Origin of the sequence: Joostella atrarenae (genome assembly GCF_021764745.1) — a bacterium.
In the GTDB taxonomy this organism is placed as follows: domain Bacteria; phylum Bacteroidota; class Bacteroidia; order Flavobacteriales; family Flavobacteriaceae; genus Galbibacter; species Galbibacter atrarenae.
Map to the genome: position 1 here is coordinate 159543 of NZ_JAETXX010000006.1, position 20771 is coordinate 180313.

Below are 20771 nucleotides of genomic sequence, written 5' to 3' on the forward strand. Positions count from 1 at the left end.
TTTACTTTTGTTTTGCTACTCGTTAGTAGTAATTGCTCGATTTTATATGATCGACCTATTTCAATTTCCGATAATTTTTCCTCAAATAAAACAGAGAGACTTCATTATTACGGATGTTATAATTATATAGTATCTAGATTCTTATATTCTTAATTTATGGGTATAGATATTATCCATTTGCAGTAGCCAATTCTCCAGAAGCCTGCTTTAATTCTCTTTGAGCTATTTTTTCATCTTGAGCTGAGAATCTTATCGCTAAGGCACATAATCCTGTTACTACTACCAACATACCTATCATTAAGTAACCACTAGAAACCGCTGAAGCAGCAGCTTCTGATTGGGCAGCTTTTATGGCGGCTTCACCCATTCCTTGATGATCTGCAATGGCAATTTTTTCTGCTACTGCAGATTTAGACTTTAATAAAATAGCAGCAAGAAAAGCTCCTACATTTCCACCTGCACCTACAATCCCAGAAATAGATCCAATAGCTTTTTTATTGATAAATGGTACAACAGAAAATGTTGCGCCTTCCGCCATCTGAACAGATAAACTAAAAGCTATTAAGAATATAATTCCAGCAATTAAGCTTGTCATTGTAGAAAATATAGTAAGCATCAAACCTTCTACCGTAAGGATGGCTACTAGAAATAGAACGCGTCCTCGGAGGCCTTTACTTTTTCCAAACTTATCCCCGAAAAACCCGCCAAGAGTACGAGCAAAAATATTCATTAGAGCAAATGATAAGACAATATTACCTGCTGTAATTCTTTCTAGCTGAAATGTGTTTTGTAAATAATCGTCCATCGTTCCATATACTGTAAGTTCAATTCCGAAACACGAAGCATAAACGATAAATAAAATCCAAACTCTATAATCTTTAATAGCTTCAAGGAAACCAACTTCATCCCTTTTCCCTTTAGGTATTTTTTTACCTTTTTCTCTAAGTTCCTTTATATTACCTTCTGGAGTATCTTGAGTAAAGAAATAATATGCAATTCCCATTAAGAAGCATACAGTACCAGCTATAACCATTGCATAGCGCCATGCCTCAGTTTCTGCAACACCAAAACCGATAACAGCCGCTGCAATAAGTGGCATTCCTAGTCGGTTTGCTCCACCACCAAGATTACCCCATCCTGCAGAAGTAGCATTTGCTGTTCCCACAACATTTGAAGCGAACATCAAAGAGGTATGTACTTGTGTAATTACAAAAGAAGCTCCTATAAAGCCAATAAAAAATCTACATAATAAGAATTGAAATGGTGTTTGTACCAATCCGCTTAATATAACAGGAATAGACCCTAATACTAAAAGCCATGTGTAACATAATCTTGGACCATATTTATCACATAATTTTCCGATTAGCAAACGTGCAAATACAGTTCCTGTTACAGCTAGAATAACGGCATTCCATTTTTGATCTGGAGATAATCCTAGTTCTCTTACCACATCGGGCATGAAGGGCACAATACCAAACCATGCGAAGAAACACATGAAAAAGGCAATGGAAGACATCCAAAATGTTCTTATTGGAATACTTCTTAGATCTGTTAAATTTAACTTGGTCGCTTTAGTTGTAACTGTTGTTTTCATAATACTTAAATTTACATTTATAAAATTAAGTATTAATACGTAATAATTAAAATATAAATTAAGTATTTAAGTAGAATTATCAAATTGAAAATTTTGACAATCAAAATTGAAATATTTGTAATTCAGTAGAATAAAATATGAAAATAGTGGAAACTAGCTAGAGAGTTAATTGTTTAAATACGTAGTTTTTAGCGTTTAAGTTAAAGGAGATTATAAGTATTAGCTTTATTCGCAAGTTCCATTTGATTCTTTACATCTAATTTTTTCATTAGATTAAATCGATGTACTTCAGCAGTTCTTTTACTTATTTTAAGTTCTTCCGCAATTTCTTTATTACTTAGTCCTTTTAATACATGAGTAAGTATTTGCTTTTCTCTTTTGGTAAGATTAAAGTCATTTTCAGTAGTCGCTGTGTTAGTGGACAACTTAGGCTTTCCATCAACAAAATTATTAATGATGATAGAAGAAACATCTCCAGTAAAATATTTTCCGCCTTCGGCAACGGTATGTAACGCCTTTATAAATTCTTCTTTACTGGCACCTTTTAATAAGTATCCATCTGCTCCAGCTTGAATCGATTTAACTACGTATTCTTCAGAATCATGCATGGAGAGTACTAATGCTTTTACTTCTGGAGTTGTTTTTTTTAACTGCTGAACAACTTCAATCCCATTCATTTCGGGCATTCTAATATCTACGACTAACAGATCAGGCTTATTTTTAGCAATGATTTCTAAAGCTTCTTTACCATTCGAAGCTTCATCGATTACATTTATTGATTTATCATCTTCCAATAAAGATTTTATCCCATCTCTAACTAGAACATGATCGTCTGCTAGAATAATATTAATTTGCTCCATAGTTGTTATCGTAGAATCTAAGTACGAAAATACGAAATAATACTTAATTTAATATTATAGCGATACATTAGGTTCGATAAAAAAATTGGCTCTACAGCTAGTGTAACTATCTAACTCTTCTCTTTTAAAGTAACTAGAAATAATTATTAGTTTGCCTTTGTAATCATTAAATGTGGCCATAGGATACCCCAGCGTTGGATATGTATCATACTGGTATTGATTACGCCGTTTAATAACAATTAATTGCTTATTGAAATTTTCATGATTAGTAGAGATATCATCATGATTAGCAGCGTAAAGTTCGGTTGCATTTTTGCCCCATCCTAAAAAGTATTCTGGAGCAGAATTAGTCATTACTAATTGAGTTTGATTTACTAGGTATATATCTCCTGTATCTAAGTTAAAAAGTTCATCAGTAGCAGGTTCATATAAAGTACGTGTTTTCCATTGAGATTGAATGCTTATAGCTGTCTGACCAGTAATATCGATTAGGCCTTGATCATCTATCTCTATGTTTAGACTATAATTAATTTCTTTATGTCCAAGAAGGAAGTTATTAGTTGATGTAGGAATTAAGTGATAAGCATTTGTACTTAAAATTCTATCAAAATGAGGTTTACTATCAATCATAGAGAATCCCTCTGAATCTCTTCGGTAGCTTATAAGATGTGTTTTATTGACAAAAAGATAAATTCCATTATCTATATATTCAAAATCACTATAGGTTGTGATTTCATATCCTGATTCACCATTTTCATGTAATAAATTAAGATTGTCAGCATCATATATATGTAAATTGCCATTATGATTAACAAATAACTCATTTCCTTGATCAGAATTTATTAATTTCATTTCTATACCGGAATATAGTCTTATTCCAGTTTTTTTAGCAACAACTTTTTTAGTTTCATAATTATATTTAATAATATTATAACCAGTGCCGTTCTTTTCACCTAATCCATTTAAATATATGTAAGGTGCTTTTGGATCATGAGTAAATTGTTCAATATTGTAGAGGTCAATTAATCCTTCTCTTTCGAAATCTACTTGTTGTCTTAAGTCTAAGTTCTCATATTCTATAGAGGTATTTCCAAAAATATCCTCAACATAAACTATATATACTGGATTCTTGATATATGAAAATTCATCCGTGAAGTTTAGGGTTTCTTTTTCGTATATTTTTTTTAAAATCTGGGTGTTTCCTTCAGATTTTATAGGCTGCGCATCAGGATTATCTCCATATACTAATACAGTGTAATTTGAGAAATATGGGGATTGTGACTCTTCCCACTCTAATTCTACTTGCTGATTTACTACAGTAGGTTGCTTTAAAAAAATTTCTCTCACATGTAATGACCCAGTAAAAACTTTTTGTAATTCACTTTCCCCTAAAAGACCATTTTCATTATATATTTTAAAATAGTAATAAAGCTTATCTTGAATAGGAGGATCTAAATCTATAAAAGAATTAATTTTAATGTCATCAATAGTTTTAATTAGAGTAGCATTATTTTTTGAAAGGGTAGTGCTTCTATAAATTTCATATCGCTCAAATCCATTTACACCTACATAAGTTTGCCAATTGAACTCAATTTGCTCTATGTGTTCTTCGTTGGTATTCTGTTCAAAAGTATCAGAATATAAATCTTTATCTTCAGCTGGAGTATATGAGTGAGCAGTAAAACTAAAAATCTGGTCTTGTAAACTCGCGCTCACATCCATTTTTATCTTGAATATAAGTGTATTATCTGTAGCTTTAATAATAACAATTTCATCAGACTTTCCATTTGCATCTGTAATTGTAAGAATACCATTATTTAATTTCCAAGAAGAAGTTATTACATTCGCTGTGCAATTATATGAATCTGAATAGATATATTCTCTGTATTTGCCATCCGAAGTAATTGAAGTAAAGTCACTTCCACATTCTGGTCTAGACGGCTGTATTATAGAAATTTCTCCATTATATTCAACTGTACTCATAGCCCAATTGCCAGCGATATCCTCCATTTTCACAGAAGTTAAAGCATTTGCATAAAACAAATCTTCAGGAGTTTGCTCATCATCTTTATCACATGCATAAAAGATGATTCCTACGAAAAATATAATCAAAATTTTAAAAATCTTCATAAAGTGGTATTTTAGGAACTGCTAAAATAAAAATTTTATGATTCTATTTACTTTGGGAGATGAAAATTTTCTAAATAGGAACATTGATGGTAACTCTCGTGCCTTTTCCAGGGGAAGAATTCATAAATAAACGACCGTTAATGTAATTTATTCGTTCTTTCATAAAAGTGAGTCCCATTCCTCCTTCACCATTTTCTCTTGGTTTTAATTTATTGGTGTCGAAGCCTTTTCCGTTATCGTCAATAGTGACACTGAGGAGCTCCTTGCTATGGGAAACAGTGATAATAATATGTGTAGAATCAGCATATTTAATGGCGTTATTTACTGCTTCTTGGGTAATTCTGTAAATATTAATTTCAGCAAGAGAATCTAAGCGATCACTAAATTCAGTTTTATTAAAAAGTACAATATTCTTACCTGTAAATTTTGCTAGTTCTTGAGTAAGTTTAGAAAGCGCAGGAACAACTCCATGATCGGTTAATTCTGGAGGTGTTAAGTTAAATGTAGCTGTTCTAACACCTTTGATTATGTTTGAAGTCAGCTCTTTTAAATGTTCAATTTTTTCGGCTGCTTTGGCTGTATTTTTAACATCAATACTTTCAATATTAAATTTTAAACCGGTTAACATTTGTCCTATTCCATCATGAATATCTTTGGCAATTCTATTTTGTTCTTGCTCTTGGTTTTCTATGATTTTTGCTGACAATGTTTTCTGCTGATCAATTTTAGCTTCAAAGCGCTCTTTATTTAGTCGCTCTATCTGTAGTTGTGCTTTTTTTCGCTCGGTAATCTCAAAACAAATGAGTAGTAATTCTTCCTTTTGATCTCCTGGATGATAAGGGATAACAGACATTTCTAGCCAAATAGCTTCATCATTGGTAAGCGTTCCTTTAATTTCTCCTTGCCAGCCTGTATTTTGATTATTACTGATTATGTTTTCTATCTGTTCTTGTTCTTTTTCATCCGTAGAAATAATTTCTGAAAACTTTGTTGTTGTACTGAAACTTCTATGATTAAACTTGCTAGAAAACTTACTTCCTAAATGTACCAAATAGCCATCGGGAGTAATACGGGCAAACAATAATGTTTGTTCCATAACCAAGCTTAAAGCTTTTAACTGGTTAACAGATTTCTCTTTTGCTTGGCTTAAAACATCAGCATTATAAGCCATTTCTTTAGCCTTTTCTTCGGAAACTAATAGATTTTTAATCGTTTGTTTGGTGCGTTTTGCTGCTGGCCAGAAGATAAATAAAAACTCAGCTAATAAAATTGCAAGCGTTACCACAAGTAAAATAGATTCTAACTTCTGAAGCTTTTCTACTTTATGAGTTGCTTCTTTGTCGTATTGATTCACAATGCGATCCATAATAGCTAGAAATTCTTGCTCCTGAATTAATAGAACTTTTATTTCTTGCTGAAAATCATCTTTAAAGATAGTTGCATCTGTATTTGCTTCGTGAAGAATATTATTTACTGAAGTCTGAATCTGACTAAAGGAAGGTTGCAACTCATCAAACATCTCTTTTATAGCCTCAGAATTATCACCTTCAATGTGTAAACTGTCATTACCATTTTGAAGTGATTGATGTGAAGACTCCCAAAGGAGAAGTGTTTTTTTAATCTCAATTAAGGCGTCTTTTTTATCTAAAGAACCTTCTTTATTAGAAAGTAATAGTACTTCTTTGGTTAGTTTCTGACTCAACATTCGCTGTCTACCAGCAATATTTATAATTTTAGCATCGTCTTGTTGGTCGCTTAAAAACTTACGAACTAATAACTGACTTATAATTACGGATAGCGCAATAGCGCTTAAAGCTATAATGTATAGTTGTCTAAGCTTGTTGAAAGTATTTTGGTCTAACGAGTTGACCTTTGTGCTCATAATTTTTTAAGCTAATGCTCGTTTAATAAGCGATAAACTGTTGTCACTTAGGGGTAATTTTAAAGCTGCTTTATGTCCTTTGTTAGACATTTTTCCCCATGTTTTCTGAAGTATATCGATAAGTTTTTCATCGGAATGTTTATCAGCAAAATCTTCAAAATAATACTGTAAAAAGACTAAACATATAACATCTTCTAGCGTTTGTGTTCCTTCATCTTTTTTCAACATTTTTTTTCTAATTAAAAAAGATACTCGCTCAGAGAATTCATCGTCATAACCAACTTCTTTTAAAATCTCTGAAGTTACATCAGCATGCATTTTTTTAAGCTCTTCTCTCCATTTTAAGTAGCCAACGCGGTCCATAGGGTAGGAGTTACGCTCTATTTTCCATCTTTCTATATGTTGTGCTCTTGCTGCAATTTGTAATTCTTCAGTAGCCGTAGGTTCAAAAGAAAGCAACGTCTCCGTCATACGTTGGGAATACAATAATTCTTTTGGATATGTTTTCCCTTGGTAAGTTTCAGTATTTGGATCTTGAGCGTTTGCACGATCTATTTTTTCAATTGCTTCTTTAAAATTTGGTTGGCTCATATTTGTGTTTATTAATCTGTGAAGCCAATATACACATTTTCATTTTCAATTTTAACAGGATAAGTAGCAATTTTGTAGTCCTCTCCATTTAAGTTCTCTCCATTTTCTAAGGAAAATGTTTTTTTGTGAAGCGGACACGCTACTTTTGGAATTCCGCTTAGATCACCAACCATACCACGAGAAAGTACCATTTCCATTTTATGAGGACATAGATTCTGACAAGCATACCAAGCAGATTTTCTCGCAAAATGATACACAGCAATCTGCTTAGATTTATACTTTACACATGCACCGCCATCTTTAGGGAAGTCGTTTATATTTCCAGCTTTAAACCAATGCATAACTTTGTTTTGTGTGACCGATTGATATTGTTGAAGTAGTTGTTCCATAATTTAAATATTGCGAGGTTAGTATTGTTTTTTCTGAAATTCCTCAGTTCTCAGTTGACATTATTTTCACAACTAACTATCTGCCAACTGATAAACTGATTACTGTAAACATATTATACCCATGCTTTAGGCATTTTTTGATCTCTAAGTGCTACATATTCTATGTTGCTATCTCTTTCGTCTGTATTTACAAAGTGCTTAAAGCGTTTCATCATTTCTGGATCTTCAATGGCTTGTTTCCATTCGCACTCGTATTTATTTACAAGACTTTGCATTTCTTTTTCTAAATCTTCAGCTATTTCTAAAGAATCTTCAATAATTACTTTTTTAAGGTATTCTATTCCTCCGTCTAATTTATCTAACCAAGGAGCTGTGCGGGTAAGGGGAGCTGCAGTTCGGATGTAATACATTAAAAATCTATCTAAATATTTAACACAGGTTTCGTCATCCAATTGTTCCGCCAATAAGATAGCGTGTTTGGGCGTAGCACCTCCGTTACCACATACGTATAAGTTCCATCCGCCATCCACAGCAATTAGTCCAAAGTCTTTTCCTCTTGCTTCTGCACATTCTCTGATGCATCCAGAAACACCGCCTTTTAATTTATGAGGTGAGCGTAACCCACGATATCTGTTTTCAATCTCGATTGCAAAAGAGACACTTTCATGCATTCCGTAGCGACACCACGTTGATCCAACACAACTTTTTACCGTTCTTAATGATTTACCATAAGCGTGACCACTTTCAAAACCAGCGTCTATTAATTCTTTCCAAATAAGAGGTAATTCATGTAACTCAGCTCCAAAAAGATCAATTCTCTGTCCTCCAGTAATTTTAGTGTATAGATCATATTTCTGCGCTACTTTTCCTAAAACCATTAATTTTTCAGGTGAAATTTCTCCTCCAGCAACCCTAGGAACAATAGAATAAGTTCCATTACGTTGGATGTTTGCTAAAAACTTGTCGTTTGAATCCTGAATGGTAACTTGCTTATTTGCTGTTTCCATATAGATGCTAGCAAATAATGAAGCCAAAGCAGGTTTACAAGTTTCACACCCGTCTCCTTTTCCAAAGAGATCCAAGGCTTCGTCATATGTTTGTACATTATTTACTTTAATAAGATCGTACAATTCTTGTCGGTTATAATTAAAGTGTTCACATAATGTTTCTTTAACTTCTTTTCCTAGAGATTTTAAAGTTTCATTTACTAAATCTACAACCATCGGCTTACAACCTCCACAACCACTAGTTGCTTTAGTAGCCTTAACTACATCAGAAAGAGAACAACAAGTTTCGTCTTTTATCATTCCGCAAATGCTTCCTTTTGTAACACTTTCACAAGAACATATTTGAGCAGTATCTGGGAAATCCATTACACTTCCTACTGAGGAGCTTTCACCACCTCGAGCGCCTAAAATTAGATCTTCAGGATTTTCTGGGAGTTTCATTTCATTGATGTATAATTGAAATAGAGTATTATAATCAGAAGAATCTCCCACTAGAATTCCTCCTAAGAGTTTTGTTCCGTCTTTAGTAACATTAATTCTCTTGTAAATACCTTTGTGTTTGTTTTCAAAAGAAATAACAGATACATTATCATTTTCTATGAAGGGATCTCCAAAACTAGCAACTTCTGTTCCTATAAGTTTAAGTTGTGTAGACATATCTATGGAAGAAACCATTTTAATGTCTCCTCCAGTAATTTGTTCCACAGCAACGTTTGCCATATCGTAACCTGGAGCAACTAAACCATAAATACCTTCGTTATAAAGCGCTACTTCTCCAATAGCATATACATCTTCTGCCGATGTTTGCATTTTATTATTTACCCAGATACCTCCGCGTTCACCAACTTTTATCCCTGCATCTCTAGCAAGCTCATCTCTAGGGCGGATCCCCGCAGATATAATTAACATATCAACTTTTAAGGAAGAGTTATCATTAAACTGCATAGCTTCAATTGAATCTTCACCGACAATCTCTGAAGTAGCTTTTTCTAAATGGACTTTAATATCCATTTGTTCTATTTTGCTTTTTAATAGGTTACTTGCAGGCAGATCTAATTGTCTTGGCATTAAACGAGGAGCGAACTCTATTACATGAGTTTTCATTCCTAATTCTTTAGCTGCATTTGCTGCCTCTAATCCTAAAAGTCCACCTCCAAGCACGGCTGCCTGTGTTTTGCCTTCTTTTTTAATTTTAGAAGCATAACTTTTCATCGCGTCTAAATCTTCTAAAGTACGATATACAAATACTCCAGATTTTTCTGACCCTTTAATAGGGGGAATGAAGGGGGAGGAACCTGTTGCTATAACTAAGTAGTCGTAATTGTATATTTCCTTTTTATACGTAGTAATCTCTTTTTTCTGAGTATCGATATTAGAGATTAGTGAAGAAGTATGTAGAGTGATTTTATTTTCTGAATACCATTCTGTTGGAGCCATTAATAGCTCCTCTGCAGACTTTTCACCAAAGTACTCGCTTAGATGAACTCTATCGTAAGCTGGCCTAGGTTCTTCTCCGAAGACTTCGATTTCAAAATCATTTCTATTGGCTTTGTTTATAAGTTTTTCACAGAACTTATAACCAACCATTCCATTTCCGATAACTATGACTTTCTTCATGACTACGTAATTTTAAGTCAAATATAAGTAAAAATACTTAATTTTGTATACGTAGATTACGTAATTGAGTTTCTTAGCTCTATTTTTATAGAATCATAGATTTTGGGTAATAAAAATTTATAGATGTATAATTTTGAGGGCTTTAAATAAAAATATCCGCACTTTCCATTTGGAAAATGCGGATACAACGTAAGTTTAAAGGGGAACCCCGTAAAATGGGCTTACGTTTAAACTAACACTTAAGCTAGTTCTTAATATTAATTATTAGAACATAAATCCTAATCCAGCTGAAAATACAGAATTATGAATATCTGTATCTTCTACCACTTCAGATAAACCATATGAATATCTAGCTTGAAGGAAGAATCCATTTTCAAACTTATATTCTGCACCTCCTGTTAATTGGAAATCAACATCATTTATCTCATCGGTATCAAAGTCTCCAGCATCTTCTGTAGGTTCAAAATCTAATTCTTCATTTACTTTAAAACCTACTTGCGGACCTGCATGTAAGTTAAAACCTTCAGCTAGATAGATTTTAGCAAGAAGGGGAACTTGTATGTAGTCTACTTGAAACTCGGTATCTTGGTCATCTACATCGAACCCTTGTCCGGAATAGAATACCTCAGGTTGAATGGAAACTCGTTCGCTAATTGGCGCCTCAGCAACCAAACCTGCATAGAAACTAGTTCTGTTATCTGGACTGTCAATGTCATCTCCAGTAACGCTAGAAAAGTTTACACCTCCACGAGCTCCTAATTGGAATTCATCCGACCAAGATTGTGCACTTGCTACTGTTCCTACTAATAAAGTTGCTATTACTAAAATGTGTTTTTTCATGATTGAATAGTTTTAATTATTTATTACTATTGGTTTGTTTTTCAAATGTAGGAGGCTTATTAAAGCAAAATTGTTAACCGATTTATAAGTGTTTTCTAAGAAAAACTTAAATATTAAGTAGACTATATGCTCATTTTTTTTAGTGTCGGGTTTCTAGCAATTATTGTGTGTTTATTTGCAACTAGTTACCTGTTTGTTTTTAAATACTATTTTCTATTGTGTAGGTTTTTAACTTTAGGAAAACTTTAATAGAGACACTTTTTATACCTTTACAAAAACATATTTTTAATGCATTAATATGTTATTATGTGTCTAGAAATTCACCTAGATATAAAACAGCACCGATAAAAAATAAATAGATGAAAGGATTATCAATTGTTCTAATTATAATAGTATGTTTCTCTTGTAAGGAAACTCCCAAAGCAGAGAAAAAACAAGAAGAGATAACACAAGAAATTGAAAAACCTTTGGAAGAGGTTGTCGATTCTGTAGTTCCTGCAGAGGAAGAAAAGAAGCAAGTAGTTCCTTTAGCTTCAATTCCAGATACTACTTTTGTTAGATTGGCAGACTATAGCGATGATTTTGCTTATGAAATGAAATACGCTACCGAAGATAATTTTTTGAAGGCACAAGTATATGATTGCGGTGAATGTTATGTTCGAGCGGTTACAGCACGAGGATTGCTAAAAGCTAATGCCGCTTTTGTTGAAAAGGGATATCGAATCAAGTTTTTTGATTGCTACCGTCCGCATGATGTGCAAAAGAAAATGTGGAAAATAGTGCCAAATGCTACTTATGTTGCTAATCCTGCCAAAGGATCGATACATAATAAAGGAGGTGCTGTAGATATTACATTAGAGACGTTAGCAGGGGAAGAGTTGGATATGGGAACTCCTTTTGATTTCTTCGGAAGAAAAGCAAGACACGCTTATACCGATTTACCAAAAGAGGTATTGGATAATAGAAAATTATTAAAAACTACAATGGAGTCTTTCGGTTTTGGAGCGATTACTTCAGAGTGGTGGCATTATAATTATAAACCTACCTTAAATTATAAGGTAGCCAATTTCACTTGGGATTGTGAGTAATTAACCATTCATTAAAGAAACAATATGGCAAGCAACAATAGCTGCCGTTTCTGTTCTTAATCGGTTGTCACTCAAACTAACAGGAGTAAAACCTTTATTTTTGGCGGTTTCTATTTCATTAATCGAGAAATCGCCTTCTGGACCAATAAGGATTAGAACCTGATTGTCTGCCATTACTTTTCTCTTAAGATCAGATTTCTCTTGATCTTCACAATGGGCAATAAATAATTGACCATTAAAATCACCATCCATAAAATCATTATAAGAAATGGCTTCATTCAATATTGGGAGATAGCAATTTAAAGATTGCTTCATGGCAGCCTGCAATATTTTTTCATAGCGTTCTGGTTTTATGGTTTTACGCTCAGAGTGATCGCAGATAATGGGAGTAATTTCATCGATTCCTATTTCTGTAGCTTTTTCTAAAAACCATTCAAAACGGTCGTTCATTTTTGTAGGAGCAACAGCCATGTGCAGATAGTAATTCTTTTTACGTTTTAGCTCGCTACTTTTAATGGTAACAACACAATTTTTTATATCAGCATTAATAATTTCAGCATTAAAAAGCCATCCTTTACCGTTAGTAATATAAAGTGTATCGCCTTCTTTTTTACGAAGCACTTTACTAATATGTCTACTTTCCTCTTTATCGAAAGTAAATTGCTCGGTGTTGCTCTCTATTTCTGGTGCGTAAAAAAGTTGCATGAATGTGTGTTAAAAGGTTTGTAAAGATAAAACTGAATCTACTATTTGTTTATAATGAAAAACGTGCTTTTGCTGTAATTTTTTCGTTAGTAAAATCTTCATTTAAATATTTATAATACCCAACAATACCAATCATAGCTGCATTATCTGTAGTATATTCAAATTTAGGAACAAATGTTTCCCATCCAAAGCGTTGCTCACCATCTTTTAGCGCTTTTCGGATTCCTGAATTTGCAGAAACTCCTCCGCCGATAGCAATTTGTTTGATTCCAGTTTGCTTCGTAGCTTTCTTTAATTTATCAATCAAAATATTAATAATTGTATATTGGATCGAAGCACAGATGTCTTTCAGGTTTTCTTCAATGAAATTAGGATTTTCTTTTACTTCTTTCTGAATAAAATAGAGAACAGCTGTTTTAAAACCACTGAAGCTAAAGTTTAATTCGCCTACTTTTGGCTTAGGAAATGGAAATGCCTTAGGGTTTCCTTCTTGAGCATATTTATCGATAAGAGGACCGCCAGGATAAGGGAGTCCTAAAATTTTGGCAGATTTATCAAAGGCTTCTCCAACGGCATCATCAATCGTTTCTCCAATAACTTCCATATCGAAGTAATCGTTAACTTTTACAATCTGTGTATGTCCGCCACTAATTGTCATTCCTAAAAAAGGAAAGGTAGGAATAGGTGTATCTTTTTCTTTTATAAAATGAGCCAAAAGATGCGCTTGCATATGGTTTACTTCAATTAGAGGGATATTTAATCCTTGAGATAACGACTTAGCAAAAGACGTTCCAACGAGTAGTGAACCCATTAATCCAGGTCCGCGCGTAAAAGCTATTGCAGCTAACTGTTTTTTATCGATATTTGCCTTGCTCAAAGCTTGATGCACTACAGGGACAATATTTTGTTGATGCGCTCTAGAAGCAAGTTCTGGAACTACGCCACCATATTCTTCGTGAATTTTTTGGCTAGCCACAACATTGCTAAGCACTTTATCGTTGTGAAGAACAGCTGCAGAAGTGTCATCGCAAGAAGATTCTATAGCTAGTATGTAAACATCTTGAGTATTCATGCTATATTTGAACTGGAATTAAGTGGCAAAGGTAAAACATTAAAATCTATCAGAAAACTAAGAAAAATATTATTTAGAATACTCCTTGTTGTCATCTTAATATTGGTGTTGGCAAGTATTTTTCTGTCCCTACCATTTGTGCAAACTTCTATTGCAAAAAGAGCTACAAACTATTTAAATGAGACATTTAATACACACATTTTTATAGATGGTGTGCAGTTTATGCCTTTTTTTGGAGATGTAAATATAAAAGGGGTTTATGTTGAAGATTATAAACAAGACACTTTAGTTTATATAAATAAATTAAATACTTCCATTTTAAGTTTACAAAATATAGTAAAAGGAGATTTAGAATTTGGAGATATAAAAGCAGATGAGTTATTGCTGAATCTTAAAATTCATAAAGGAGAAGATAATACGAATTTAAATGTTTTTGTTGATAAATTAGATAAAGGAGAGGGAGACCCTGAGAATCCATTTTTAATGACTTCTTCTCATATTTCCGTAAAGAAAAGTGAATTCCGTTTGGTGGATGAAAATAAAGAGACACCTCTTATTTTAGGATTAGAAGATCTTCATATTGAAGCTGATGATTTTCAGATTTTAGGACCTAAAGTTACTGTGGATATAAATCAATTGGATTTTACCTCTAAAAAGGGAGTTGTTGTAAATCAATTAAAAACAAACTTTTCTTATTCTAAAACGGAAATGAGACTGGATGAATTTTCCTTAGAAACTCCAGAATCATTTATTCAAGGGGATATCGTTTTTAATTATGAGGTTGAAGATTTTAAAGACTTTTTAAATAAAGTGAATCTAAAAGGTAACTTTAAAGAGTCTACCGTAGCATTGGATGAGATAAATCTTTATTTCAATGAATTTGGTAAAGGAAGAGAGGTTAGATTGTCATCAGATTTTGAAGGAGTTTTAAACAAACTCTCAATGAATAATCTCGATATGACTTCTGAGAATACCATTATAGATGGAGATTTTGTTTTTAATAATTTATTTGAAAAAGCAAAACCTTTTAGCATCGAAGCAAAGGTTAATAATGTATCTTCTAATTATTATCAGTTAACCAATTTATTGCCTGGAATTCTAGGTAAAACTTTGCCTTCTTCATTTAGTAGATTAGGGCAGCTTTCTATATTTGGAAATATGACAATTACGGAGCAATCTGTATATGCTAAAGTAAATTTGATTTCAGATATTGGGAAAGGGTATTCCGACTTAACGCTTACTAATATTGATAATATCGATAATGCTTCTTATGATGGATTTCTTTCATTACAGGATTTTGATATGGGAATTTTTCTGGAAGATGAGTCCCTTGGATTAACAAATTTAGATGTTAATGTAGATGGACTTGGATTTAAGCAGGAAGTGCTCAATACAGAAATTATAGGAGAGATATATAGCGTTGATTATAATGGATATAAATATAGTAATGTAAAGGTTTCAGGAATTCTTAAAGACCAATTATTTGATGGGTCCGTAACTTCAAAAGACAAGAACTTTGATATAGCTTTTAAAGGGCTTGCAGATCTTTCTGGAGAGACCAATGAGTTTAAATTTGTGGCTTCCGTAAATAATATAGACCTAAATAGATTGAATTTTGTTAGCAGGGATAGTATTTCCGTATTTAAAGGGAATATTGTAGCAGATATGGCTGGAAATACGCTCTATGATCTTGCTGGGGAGATTAGCTTCAATAAGACTAACTATGTAAACCAGAATGACAGTTATTATTTTGATGATTTTACAGTCACTTCAGAATTTAAAGGTGTAGAGCGAATTATTACAGTTAATTCTCCGGATATTATTACAGGATCTTTAAAAGGTAAATATCGAGTTAGAGAACTCGGGAATCTTGTTAAGAATTCTATAGGTAGTATTTATACAAATTATAAACCAGAGGAAGTAGCTCCAGGACAATATGTAGACTTTAACTTTAAGATTTATAATAAAATTGTAGAGGTCTTTTTCCCGAAGATAGAATTTGGTAGTAATACTCTTATAAAGGGAAGCATTGTTGCTGATGAAGGGGATTTTAAATTGAGTTTTAATTCACCTAAAATTAATGCGAATGGAAATATTTTTGATAATATTGAAATTCAAATCGATAATAAAAATCCACTTTACAACACATATGTAGAAGTTAAAAATATCGATTCTAATATCTATGATGTTAATGATTTCTCACTGATAAATACTAAGATTAACGACACCCTATTTTTTAGAACTGAGTTTAAAGGAGGGAAGGAGTTTAATGATGTTTACAATCTTAATTTCTATCATACATTTAATAATAAGCAAGAATCTGTTATCGGATTAAAACGTTCACAACTAGGTTTTAAAGGACGCGATTGGATTATTAATGAAAACAACGATACCGATAATAAAGTGAGCTTTAGTAAGACGTTAGACACCGTGAATATTAGTCAGGTGGTAATGAATTACAAAGAGGAACAAATAAGTTTAGAAGGTACCATAATTGATAGTACATATAAAGATATCGACCTTGAATTCGATAAGGTTACTTTAGATAAAATCATTCCAGATATAGATAGTCTAAAATTAGACGGAACAGTAGATGGTTATCTTAATATCTTACAGCGAAATAGTAATTATACGCCTTCTTCGAATGTGAAAATTTCAAACTTCGAAGTGAATGATTATAAGTTAGGAAATCTTTTCCTTTCTATTCTTGGGAATGATAACTTAACCAAGTTTGGTGTAAACGCTAAAATTGTAAATCAAGATAGAGAATCTTTGAATATTCTCGGAGATATTATTTCTACTGAAGAGCAAACGGAATTAGATTTAAGGGGGCATTTGGAGAATTTAAATCTAAGTGTTTTAAGTCCTTTAGGGGGAGATGTTATTTCTAATATGCGGGGATTTGCTTCTGGAGATTTTAAAATGACAGGTCCTATCGATAATCCAGATATGGACGGTGGGTTACAAATTACCGATGGAGGTTTAAAGATTCCGTATCTAAATGTAGACCTTGATTTCGAAAAGATTGCCGATGTTAGTTTAGAGGGGCGTTCCTTTAAATTCGATAATGTTGGTATTACAGACACCCAATATAATACTGAAGCTACGCTAAATGGATCTATAACATACGATTATTTTAGAGATTGGTATTTAGATTTAAATTTAGACACCAATGGCGAGCGGTTTTTGGTGCTTAATACAAGAGGCGAAGAGGAGTCTTTATATTACGGAACAGGATTTATAAGTGGAGATGCTCAGATTTATGGGCTCACCAATAAGATCATAAATATCGATGTGAATGCTAAAACGGAGAGAGGGACAACTTTTGTAATTCCGTTAAGTGATATTACAGAAATTGGAGATACTTCTATTATTAATTTTATCGATAAAGGAGAAACTGAAGAAGAGGCTTTTCAGCAAAAATTAGCAGAGGTAAAAGGGGTAGAGATGCAATTTGATCTCGATGTAACTCCAGAAGCCGAAATTGAAATTATTATAGATCCAAAGACAAGAAGTACTCTAAAAGGAACTGGAGCGGGAAGTTTATTAATAGAAATAAATACCAACGGTAAGTTTAGGATGTATGGTGACTTTATAACCTATACAGGAGAATATTTGTTTAAATATGGCGGTTTTATAAACAAACGCTTCGTTGTACAGCCAGGGGGAACCATCAACTGGGAGGGAGATCCTTTAGACGATGTAGATATGAATATTGCAGCTAAATATTCACTCTACGCAAATCCAGCCGTATTGTTAGAGAATAGTCAGCTTACAAGGAAAATCGAAACGGACGTTATCATAGAGCTTCAGGGGCAACTTATGCAGCCATCTTTAGATTATACTATCAATTTTCCATCTGCAAATGCTGTTATAAATGCAGAGTTACAATACCGATTAGATGATAATGCAAAAAGGGAGCTTCAAGCCTTCTCTTTATTGTCGCAAGGAGTGTTTTTAAATGAGTTAAGTATTAATCAGACAGCTGTAACGGGGAATTTAGTACAAACAGCTTCGAGTTTATTCAATCAAGTTTTAAATTCTGGTGATGGTAAGTTTGATGTAGGTGTTTCTTATGATATTGGAGAGCGAAACCCAGAATTAGATTTTGTTACAGAAGATCGTTTGGGAGTTACCGTTTCTACACAGATTAGTGATAGGATACTTATAAACGGAAAAATTGGAGTTCCAGTTGGTGGAGTTACAGAAACAGTTGTTGCAGGAGATGTAGAAATACAAATTCTTTTAAATGAAGAAGGAAGTTTAACAGCAAGGATATTCAATCGTGAAGATGAGATTCAGCAATTCTTTGCACAACAGCAAGGATACACTCAGGGAATGGGAATTTCATATCAAGTAGAGTTTGATACTTTTAGAGAACTCATGAAAAAAATATTTGTTGGTAATAAAGATAAAAAGGAAGAGAAAAAAGCCCCAGAAAAAAAGGAAGAAAAGAAAGACGATTCTATGGGGAATGGTTTAGTTAATTTTAGAACTAAAAAAAGTAAGGAATCACCTTAGATTTCGTCTAAAGAAGAGCAATACGATTTTCGTAATTCTTCAGAATTATATTTTAGCAATTCATACTTCTTGATTTTCAATCATAATTTTTTAGTATTTTATCTTTCTGAAGCGTTTTTTTCTTGAAAATCGGAAAATAACTCACATAAAAAATAACAGAATTGTTAAGAATTTATCAACGAAAACGATTGAAACTTTCATTATTGTATTTTTAATTAAAACAATATGAGAAAATTGAAATTTCTTTGGTAGTTTTACGATTCAAATAATTTAATTAATGTCTACAAACATCAAAAAAATAGGAGTTTTGACGTCTGGTGGCGATGCGCCAGGAATGAATGCTGCACTTCGTGCGGTAGTAAGAACTTGTGCATACCATAATATAGAATGTGTTGGGATCTACAGAGGATACCAAGGACTTATTGAAGGAGATTTAGAAGCATTAGACGCAAGAAGTGTAAGAAATATAATTAACCGTGGAGGTACGATTCTTAAATCGGCAAGATCCAAAGATTTTAGAACTAAAGAAGGAAGAGCTAAAGCACATGAGCAGCTTATAGCTAATGAAATTGATGCCTTAGTTTTAATTGGAGGTGACGGTACTTTCACTGGAGGAATGATTTTTAATGAAGAATATGGGTATCCTGTTATTGGAATCCCTGGAACTATAGATAACGATATCGATGGTACAACCTTTACTTTGGGTTACGATACAGCTTTAAATACAGTTGTAGATGCTATTGATAGAATTAGAGATACAGCGAGTTCACACGATCGTTTGTTTTTTATTGAAGTAATGGGACGCGATTGCGGACAATTAGCTTTAAATTCTGGAGTAGGAGCAGGAGCAGAAGAAATTCTTATTCCTGAAGCAAATCTAGGATTAGATCGCTTATTACATTCTTTAGAACGTAGTAGAAATAGTGGAAAAACATCTAGTATTGTTGTGGTTGCTGAAGGAGATAAATCTGGGAAGAATGTTTTCGAACTAGCAGAATATGTAGAAGAAAACCTTCCAAATTACGACATTAGAGTTTCTGTATTAGGACATATGCAGCGTGGAGGATCACCTTCTTGCTTTGACCGTGTGTTAGCTAGTAGAATGGGAGTTCGTGCGGTAGAATCGCTTATGGAAGGTAAATCAAACTTAATGGTAGGACTTATTAAGGATGAAATTGTATTAACACCAATAGAACAAGCAATCAAAGGGAAGTCGTCAATAGATGCTGAGCTGATGAGAGTTTGTGAAATAATGTCAACATAAAAAGTAATTAATCAACACACCTCTCGGGGTAAAAACGAGAAATAAAGCCACTTAGTGGTAATTAATAATTAATAATTAAAAATAAGAGTAAACATGTCAACAGTTAAGATTGGGATAAACGGATTTGGACGTATTGGAAGATTAGTTTTTAGAGCTACTGTAAAAAGACCAAATGTCGAGATTGTAGGAATAAACGATTTATTAGATGTAGAGCATTTAGCATATTTATTAGAATATGATTCTGTACACGGTAGATTTGATGGAAAGATTGAGGTAAAAGACGGAAACTTAGTTGTAGACGGAAAAACAATCAGAATTACTTCAGAAAGAGATCCTAAAAACTTAAAATGGGACGCTGTAGATGCAGATATCGTTGCTGAGTGTACAGGTATTTTTACAACTTTAGAAACTGCTCAATATCATTTAGATGCAGGAACTAAGAAAGTTGTTATCTCTGCACCTTCTAAAGATGCTCCAATGTTTGTAATGGGAGTAAATCATAAAGATGCTAAAGCTTCAGACAAAATCGTTTCTAACGCTTCTTGTACTACAAACTGTTTAGCACCTATTACTAAAGTATTACATGATAACTTCGGAATCGAAGAAGGATTGATGACAACAGTTCACGCTACTACTGCAACGCAGTTAACAGTAGATGGACCGACTAAAAAAGATTACAGAGGTGGGCGTAGCGCTATGCTAAATATTATTCCAGCTTCTACAGGAGCAGCAAAAGCTGTTGCTAAAGTAATTCCAGCTATGGAAGGGAAACTAACAGGTATGGCTTTTAGAGTGCCAACTGCAGATGTTTCTGTTGTGGATCTTACTGTGAAGTTAGGAAAAGAAACTTCTTACGAAGAAATTAAAAAAGTAATGAAGTCTGCTTCTGAAAATGAACTAAAAGGAATTTTAGGATATACAGATGAATTAGTAGTTTCTCAAGATTTTATAGGGGAAACTTGTACTAGTGTATTTGATGCTGATGCAGGAATTGAATTAAATTCTAAGTTTTTCAAAGTTATATCTTGGTATGACAACGAAACTGGATACTCTAATAAATTGGTAGATTTAGCAGAATATATTACTGCACTATAAATTTATATAGGATCTAAAGAAAAGTAATCTAAACAAGATTACAATTTTATTAAGATCTGCTTATTAAACTAACTCAAGAGCTAACTATTTGGTAGGTTATAAGCCTTAATACAATT

Annotated in this window: 14 protein-coding genes; 4 read left to right on the forward strand and 10 right to left on the reverse strand. The window is 33.0% G+C overall.

All coding sequences use genetic code 11. From position 1 onward, the window contains the following. Positions 1–169: 169 nt before the first annotated feature. From JM658_RS10730 to JM658_RS10765, 8 genes are all read right to left on the reverse strand, one after another. On the reverse strand, positions 170–1594 hold the full coding sequence (locus JM658_RS10730; RefSeq protein WP_236959262.1) for an MFS transporter: 1425 nt from the start codon (positions 1592–1594) through the stop codon (positions 170–172). A 200-nt stretch (positions 1595–1794) separates the two neighbouring features. Next, on the reverse strand, positions 1795–2454 hold the full coding sequence (locus JM658_RS10735) for a response regulator transcription factor (RefSeq protein ID WP_236959263.1): 660 nt from the start codon (positions 2452–2454) through the stop codon (positions 1795–1797). A gap of 54 nt (positions 2455–2508) precedes the next feature. Continuing rightward, positions 2509–4584, reverse strand: coding sequence for a lipocalin-like domain-containing protein (locus JM658_RS10740; RefSeq protein WP_236959264.1), 2076 nt, complete (start codon positions 4582–4584; stop codon positions 2509–2511). A 70-nt stretch (positions 4585–4654) separates the two neighbouring features. After that, positions 4655–6466: a sensor histidine kinase gene (locus tag JM658_RS10745; RefSeq protein ID WP_236959265.1), complete on the reverse strand. Its 1812-nt coding sequence runs from the start codon at positions 6464–6466 to the stop codon at positions 4655–4657. A gap of 6 nt (positions 6467–6472) precedes the next feature. Further along, on the reverse strand, positions 6473–7057 hold the full coding sequence (locus JM658_RS10750; RefSeq protein ID WP_236959266.1) for a DUF4202 domain-containing protein: 585 nt from the start codon (positions 7055–7057) through the stop codon (positions 6473–6475). An 11-nt stretch (positions 7058–7068) separates the two neighbouring features. Beyond that, on the reverse strand, positions 7069–7446 hold the full coding sequence (nirD, locus tag JM658_RS10755) for a nitrite reductase small subunit NirD (protein ID WP_236959267.1): 378 nt from the start codon (positions 7444–7446) through the stop codon (positions 7069–7071). A 113-nt stretch (positions 7447–7559) separates the two neighbouring features. After that, positions 7560–10070 carry a nitrite reductase large subunit NirB gene (nirB, locus tag JM658_RS10760; protein ID WP_236959268.1) on the reverse strand — a complete coding sequence of 837 codons (2511 nt, stop codon included), beginning with the start codon at positions 10068–10070 and terminating at the stop codon, positions 7560–7562. Between the two features lie 264 nt (positions 10071–10334). Next, positions 10335–10910: a porin family protein gene (locus tag JM658_RS10765; protein WP_236959269.1), complete on the reverse strand. Its 576-nt coding sequence runs from the start codon at positions 10908–10910 to the stop codon at positions 10335–10337. 359 nt (positions 10911–11269) lie between these two features. Between JM658_RS10765 and JM658_RS10770 the strand changes: the two genes are divergently transcribed. After that, the gene (locus JM658_RS10770) at positions 11270–11998 is read left to right on the forward strand and encodes a M15 family metallopeptidase (RefSeq protein ID WP_236959270.1); all 729 of its coding nucleotides are present in this window, start codon (positions 11270–11272) and stop codon (positions 11996–11998) included. On the opposite strand, the gene JM658_RS10775 is transcribed toward JM658_RS10770, so the two are convergent. Next, positions 11999–12703 (reverse strand): 16S rRNA (uracil(1498)-N(3))-methyltransferase, encoded by a 705-nt coding sequence (locus JM658_RS10775; RefSeq protein ID WP_236959271.1) that lies wholly within the window; start codon positions 12701–12703, stop codon positions 11999–12001. A 49-nt stretch (positions 12704–12752) separates the two neighbouring features. After that, a complete protein-coding gene (gene tsaD, locus JM658_RS10780) occupies positions 12753–13775 on the reverse strand; it encodes a tRNA (adenosine(37)-N6)-threonylcarbamoyltransferase complex transferase subunit TsaD (protein WP_236959272.1) in 1023 nt (340 codons plus the stop codon). Between the two features lie 93 nt (positions 13776–13868). On the opposite strand from tsaD, the gene JM658_RS10785 reads away from it, so the two are divergent. From JM658_RS10785 to gap, 3 genes are all read left to right on the forward strand, one after another. Further along, positions 13869–18296 (forward strand): translocation/assembly module TamB domain-containing protein, encoded by a 4428-nt coding sequence (locus JM658_RS10785; protein WP_449555720.1) that lies wholly within the window; start codon positions 13869–13871, stop codon positions 18294–18296. 277 nt (positions 18297–18573) lie between these two features. Then, positions 18574–19560: a 6-phosphofructokinase gene (pfkA, locus tag JM658_RS10790; RefSeq protein ID WP_236959273.1), complete on the forward strand. Its 987-nt coding sequence runs from the start codon at positions 18574–18576 to the stop codon at positions 19558–19560. A 93-nt stretch (positions 19561–19653) separates the two neighbouring features. Further along, entirely contained in the window at positions 19654–20655 is a 1002-nt protein-coding gene (gap, locus tag JM658_RS10795; RefSeq protein ID WP_236959274.1) for a type I glyceraldehyde-3-phosphate dehydrogenase, read from the forward strand. The last annotated feature ends 116 nt before the right edge of the window (positions 20656–20771 follow it).